Source organism: Chryseobacterium sp. FG46 (genome assembly GCF_057809135.1).
Map to the genome: position 1 here is coordinate 1 of NZ_JBMDJJ010000059.1, position 6,361 is coordinate 6,361.

General features: G+C 36.8%; 6 protein-coding genes. 2 read left to right on the plus strand and 4 right to left on the minus strand.

The genetic code is table 11. The features are described from left to right. The first annotated feature begins 249 nt into the window (after positions 1-249). Positions 250-627, plus strand: coding sequence for a helix-turn-helix domain-containing protein (locus ACODR7_RS21345; protein ID WP_488842260.1), 378 nt, complete (start codon positions 250-252; stop codon positions 625-627). A gap of 360 nt (positions 628-987) precedes the next feature. Here ACODR7_RS21345 and ACODR7_RS21350 read toward each other — a convergent pair whose 3' ends face one another. From ACODR7_RS21350 to hutU, 4 genes are all read right to left on the minus strand, one after another. Continuing rightward, on the minus strand, positions 988-1,698 hold the full coding sequence (locus ACODR7_RS21350; protein WP_488842262.1) for a TonB-dependent receptor plug domain-containing protein: 711 nt from the start codon (positions 1,696-1,698) through the stop codon (positions 988-990). 62 nt (positions 1,699-1,760) lie between these two features. Beyond that, positions 1,761-2,231: a DUF3997 domain-containing protein gene (locus ACODR7_RS21355; protein WP_488842264.1), complete on the minus strand. Its 471-nt coding sequence runs from the start codon at positions 2,229-2,231 to the stop codon at positions 1,761-1,763. A 12-nt stretch (positions 2,232-2,243) separates the two neighbouring features. Further along, entirely contained in the window at positions 2,244-3,167 is a 924-nt protein-coding gene (locus tag ACODR7_RS21360; protein ID WP_488842266.1) for a tetratricopeptide repeat protein, read from the minus strand. A 444-nt stretch (positions 3,168-3,611) separates the two neighbouring features. Next, positions 3,612-5,597: a urocanate hydratase gene (gene hutU / locus ACODR7_RS21365; protein WP_488842267.1), complete on the minus strand. Its 1,986-nt coding sequence runs from the start codon at positions 5,595-5,597 to the stop codon at positions 3,612-3,614. 245 nt (positions 5,598-5,842) lie between these two features. On the opposite strand from hutU, the gene ACODR7_RS21370 reads away from it, so the two are divergent. Next, a complete protein-coding gene (locus tag ACODR7_RS21370; protein WP_488842269.1) occupies positions 5,843-6,280 on the plus strand; it encodes an endonuclease domain-containing protein in 438 nt (145 codons plus the stop codon). Positions 6,281-6,361 lie beyond the last annotated feature (81 nt).

Below are 6,361 nucleotides of genomic sequence, written 5' to 3' on the forward strand. Positions count from 1 at the left end.
TTTTGCTGAAAATCTTTGATTTTCTTGCGCCTTAAATAGAATACAATACTTTAAAAACCTAGCTTCTTTGCGTTTTCCCAACACAATCAACAAACTCTAAAACGCAAAGTTTTAATTAAAAATGAATAACTCAAGGGAGCAAAGAGAGAATCAATCAGGATTGATTGTATGAAGCAAGCGTTTAAAATTTCCAATAAAAAGAAATATTTTTTCCGGTAATATTTTGCATATTTGTAGAAAATACGGGTCATGCAAAAAGAAAAACTACGCAACGTAAGAAAAAGAAAAGGCTTCACACAACAGCAAGTGGCTGATTATATTGCGACTGATGTCTCTAACTACAGCAGAAAAGAAAGCGGAGATGTAAAGATTTTCAATGATGAATGGGACAAAATTGCCCGCTTACTGGAAGTTCCTGTGGAAGAAATTTACGAAGAAGAGGAAGCAAAGCAGATCAATAATTTTGAAAATATTACTGGAAGTAGCGGTTTTGGAAATAACATAAACGGTAATCTTTATTGTAATGTACCTGAATTTCTTCTTGAAAATCAGAGAGATTATATAGAACATCTGAAGAAGGAAAACGAGAGATTACAAGAGGAACTAAATGCTCTTAAGAAAAAATAAAAAAACTCAGCGATATGCTGAGTTTTTTTGTATCGTAGTTGGGTTAAACGCTAAGGCGCAAAATGATATTAAAAACTTTCTGTTTTAAGGCGCCAGGATTTTATCTCCGATAAAATTTCAACACTCCGTTTGTCATTCCGAGCAAAGCAAGGAATCTAAATTCTAGTCTCCAGAAACTGTAAGAAAATAACCATTAAGAAAAATAAAACTCAGTTCCGTACTGAGTTTTTTTAATGTTGTAGCTGTTTTGTTGGAAACGCCAAGGCGCAAAATAATTGTAAAGAATACTTTTTAAGACGCGAAGATTTTATCTCCGATAAAATTGATGACGTTTTGCTTACTGAAAATCTTAATTGGTTTTTACTTTTTATTCTTTTTTATTTTCCTTTTAGTGGTAATCTCGATTACTCCATCTTTTGCTTTTTCACCATACTTTACTACAGCAGGATTTCCTTTCAGAACGTTCATTGTTTCTATAAGATTAGTATCCAGTGTATTTACTTTTTCAAAATCACTTATTTTCCCATCTACAACATAGAGAGGCTTGTACGCTGTGCCGCTTGAAGGAGCCCCACCAATCCGTATATTGTTATTATCTCCAGAAGCCATCCCAATTACTCCTGATAATTTTGATACAATTTCTTTCTTTTCTTTTTCTTTGCCTTGTAATAAAGCACTGGCAGGTAATACTCCAACAGAACCAAGCAATTTCCTGTCTCTCTGAGTACCGAAAGCAACTTCCTCTACTTCATCAGCCTTCAGCGTATCACATCCATTTTTTTGCTGTGCATGCACACTCACTATTCCTCCTGTTGTAAGCATAAAACCTACAGCAAATTTTACAAAAAGAGAATTGATATAAGAATAATGCAAATCCCTGTTAAGCTGCGATGGATGAAAAGCGCCACAGATTTCCTGTGAAGTATTACTAAAAACCTGTATAATCTCATCATCCGGAGCTGTTCTGAAGTCTTGTACTGTTTTGGAACAGACCGCACAAAATCTTCCTTGTTCATAAGGTGTCATAGTGTCCCAGTTTTCATGACAGGGTTTGGGTATGGTTATTTTCATAGAATGTCTTTTCTTATAAAGATGCACGGTTTTGGAAAAAGGTTGGAAAGAGTTGTGAAATTTTAGTATTTATAAATATCAATCAATTCAATTGTAACAGGAATATGAAGAGAATCTAATTTCCTTTTAAAATTAGTTTTGTTTAGATTGCCCAATACATAATTTTTACCTGTATTAAGAATCCAAAAATCTTTTACATTCTCATCCGGAACTTCATAGGTGTTCAAACTATCATTAGGATTTCTCCTTTTTAACCCTTGTCTTTCTGCAACAATGAAATCATCATATACATTTACTTTAATGACCTTGGAGCGGATGACAGCAGTTTCACTATTCCATCCATCTGAAGGGGCTACAAATATTTCATGCGCCGAGTTTCTGTAAAGTTTATAGCCTCCGGTTAAGTTTTTAGAGAAATCCTGCACTCCCGGTCCGAAAGCAAATGAACTTCGTGGATTTTGAAAAAACCAGATCACTGGTAATGACAAAGCCAGCCCACCGAAGAACATTGCAATCTTTATATATTTATTCATCAATGGGAAACATTATTTAAACAATGAGAATATCTTCTTTCTGAATTTAAAAATAACAAATCCTGAAATGATCAATGATAAAACAGAAAACACAACACTTATCCAGTTTAATTCTTCTGATTCCTTCGGATCATCTGAAACCTGTTTTCCATTTTTTGCGAGTGCTTGAGAAGACAACTTCATTCTTTCTTCTAATACAGAATTTTCAAAGCCATATTCTTTGGCCTGCGTATAACTTTTTTCAGCATCATATTTTTGATTCATCAATAAAGCAATATTTCCAAGATCAAATAAAAGCTGCGCTACGATTGCATCCTTGGGTTTTACAAAAGTCATTCTCTCATTCAGCTGATAAAAGATCTGCATTTTAAGCAATTGAAGATCTTTCTTGCTTAATGTGGATTGAGGAGCTTTCCCATTCCCAAAATCTTTTCCAATGAGATCGATGGATGAGATAAAAGATCTGCCCCTAATTTTAGCTTTTAAAATATTAATATGAATCCATTCAGATTTTGAATGGGAATGAGGTTCTGTTTTCATTGCTGTTTCAATCCATTTCAAAGCTTCTTTATTATTTCCTATCAGCTCATAAGCTGTACCCATATTGGATGCCGTGGAATACCTGCCAGGCTCTAAAGATTCAATCTTCTTATAAAGATCAATGGCTTCCTGATATCTTCCTAAAAGAATTAAAATGTACCCTTCGTCCGAGAGATAATCAACATCCTTTGTCTTATCATATCCTTTTTTCAGTTTCACCAAAAACTCTTCTAATTCTTCTTTAACACCGATCTGATGACCATATGGCACTTCTCCATCGAAATCAACATATAATATCTCCTGATTGGCCAACACCATTTTCTCTCCATTCAGGCAGGCAAAAGCAGATATTGAAAATAAAGTTCCGAAAAGTAAACTGAAAAGGTATTTTCTCATATTGTGTATAATATTTTCTAGTTTTTATTGAATTTTAAAAATAAAAAAACTTTACTATATTTTTAAACAGATATTTTAATTTTATGTAGGAAAACACAACGTATGGCATTTAGATGACAGACCGAAGATCTACTAACGAAGTTCAGAATTGGAGTATAGAATCTACAATTACTCTTTAAGGCTGAAATTCTGAAATGACAAAAGAGGTGAATATCTCTACGCTGATTGTGCGAATTAAGTATGCCCACCATTTGTCATTCAGAGCGGAACAAAGTGGAGCGTGGAATCTGGATTTTCAAGTAAAAAACCTAGATTCCTACCAAAATGACAGACTGTATGGATAATCTACGCACTTCTTTTGCATTCCAAAGAAATCTAAACTCTTATTGCAATAAGAAACAAAAAACCTGCTTTACAGCAGGTTTTGTTGATATCTAAAATATTTTACAGTAAATTTTCATCTACCAAATTCGGAAGTGTTACTTTCAGATTGGGTTCTGCTTCCATTGCTCTTTTAATGGCGAAAACAGCGCCTTCGTTTCTTGCCCAGCTTCTTCTTGATATTCCGTTGTTGACGTCCCAGAAAAGCATAGACTTCAGCCTTCTGTCGGCATCATCGCTTCCATCAAGGAGCATTCCGAAACCTCCGTTAATCACTTCTCCCCAGCCTACTCCACCTCCATTGTGGATAGAAACCCATGTAGCTCCGCGGAAACTGTCTCCAATCACATTGTGAATGGCCATATCCGCCGTAAATCTTGATCCGTCATAGATATTGGAAGTTTCTCTGTAAGGAGAATCTGTTCCTGAAACATCGTGGTGGTCTCTACCCAATACCACAGGTCCTATTTCTCCGTTTTTAATAGCTTTGTTGAAGGCCTCCGCTATTTTCATTCTTCCTTCCGCATCTGCATACAGGATTCTTGCCTGCGAACCTACCACCAGTTTATTTTCCTGTGCTCCCTTGATCCACTGGATGTTGTCTTTCATCTGCTGCCGGATCTCTTCCGGAGAATTTTTCACCATTTCTTCCAATACTGCGCATGCAATATCATCCGTCTTCTGAAGATCTTCCGGATTTCCGCTGGAACATACCCAACGGAATGGCCCGAAACCATAATCGAAACACATAGGTCCCATAATATCCTGTACATAGCTCGGATATTTGAATTCTCTTCCCAATGTTGGATTTTCTGCCATTACATCAGCTCCGGCTCTGGAAGCTTCCAGTAAAAAGGCATTTCCGTAATCGAAAAAATACGTTCCTTTTGCTGTATGTTTGTTGATCGCTGCAGCATGTCTTCTCAATGTTTCCTGAACTTTTTCTTTGAATAGTTCAGGGTTTTCAGCCATCATGGTATTGGATTCTTCAAAACTTTGTCCTGCAGGATAGTAGCCTCCCGCCCAAGGATTGTGAAGCGAAGTCTGGTCTGAGCCAATGTCTATTCTTAAATCTGCCTGATCAAATTTCTCCCAAACTTCAACAATATTTCCAAGGTAAGCCAAAGACACGGTTTCTTTGTTTGCCTGTGCTTCTCTTACTCTTTTTACCAATTCATCAAGATCTTCATGGATTTCATTCACCCATTTCTGGTCATGACGGATTTTTGTGATCTTAGGATTCACTTCTGCACATACGGTTACACAGCCCGCGATATTTCCTGCTTTTGGCTGAGCTCCACTCATTCCTCCTAATCCTGAAGTAACGAAAAGTCCGCCTTTAGGCTCTTTTTTGATCTTTCTGAAAGCATTTAATACCGTAATCGTTGTTCCGTGAACAATCCCCTGAGGTCCGATATACATATAACTTCCCGCTGTCATCTGCCCGTATTGGGTAACGCCCAATGCATTGAATTTCTCCCAGTCATCCGGTTTTGAATAGTTCGGGATCATCATACCATTCGTTACAACCACTCTTGGCGCGTCTTTATGAGATGGGAACAATCCCATCGGATGTCCTGAATACATCACCAATGTCTGGTCATTATTCATTTCCGACAGATACTTCATGGTCAGCAGATACTGTGCCCAGTTGGAGAAAACCGCTCCGTTTCCACCATAGGTAATCAGTTCATGAGGGTGCTGTGCCACGGCATAATCCAGGTTATTCTGAATCATCAGCATAATGGCTTTGGCCTGCTCAGACTTTCCGGGATAATCTGTGATAGGTCTTGCCTTCATTTCATAATCCGGACGGAAACGGTACATATAAATCCTTCCGTAATCTTCCAGTTCCTGCTTAAATTCAGGAATCAGTTCTGCATGAAACTTGGGATCGAAATAACGTAAAGCATTCTTCAATGCCAGCTTTTTCTCTTCTTCTCCTAAAATTTCTTTACGCTTCGGAGCATGGTTGATATTGGTCTCGTACGGTTTCGGTTGTGGCAGCTGATCAGGAATCCCCTGCTGTATCTGTTCTTGAAATGTCATATTACTATTTAAAGGTCTATGTTTTAAACAATGTTTGAAGTTTTAAAGATATTCAAAATAGGAAATATAGGCAAGAGGGGAAAGGAAGAATGGTTTAAAGTTTAAGCAAAATTACCAAATCTATAAATCAACCACTATTTGATATTAAATACTATATTTGAATAAATGTGCCTCAATTCCCCTCCCCCGGAGGGGTGGATTTTAAAGTGTAAGCTTTAAAAGACGGGGTGGTTAAAAACACAATAATGAAAGAAACCCTCACCGCCATCAACGGAATTCCCATCCGAAGGAATTTCGTTGAGAATCTTCCCTACAATCCCTATTTAAAAGTATTATTAAAAGAAAAGCGTAAAGCCCGGATCTTAGGTGAAGTAATCTTCTGGAAGAAAGTCCGTGCAAAAAAATTTTATACCGTTGATTTTGACAGACAAAGGATTATCGGAAATTATATCGTTGATTTTTATGTAAAAACGCTTGGGCTCATTATAGAAATAGATGGATCAAGCCATGATGAAAAGCAGATTTATGATGGGATAAGAGAGGAATATCTTGAATCTTTAGGACTTTTGGTTTTCAGAATCAGTGATTTTGATGTAAGAAATAATCTGAGTCTGGTGATGAAGGAATTGGAGGATTTTATTGTGCTTCACTATGGAACCACCCCGTCTTCAAAAATTCTTTAATTTTTGAATCCACCCCTCCGAGGGAGCTATCGTGTGGACACAATTATTTCTAGTTTTATACATTTATTGTTATTTAGTATT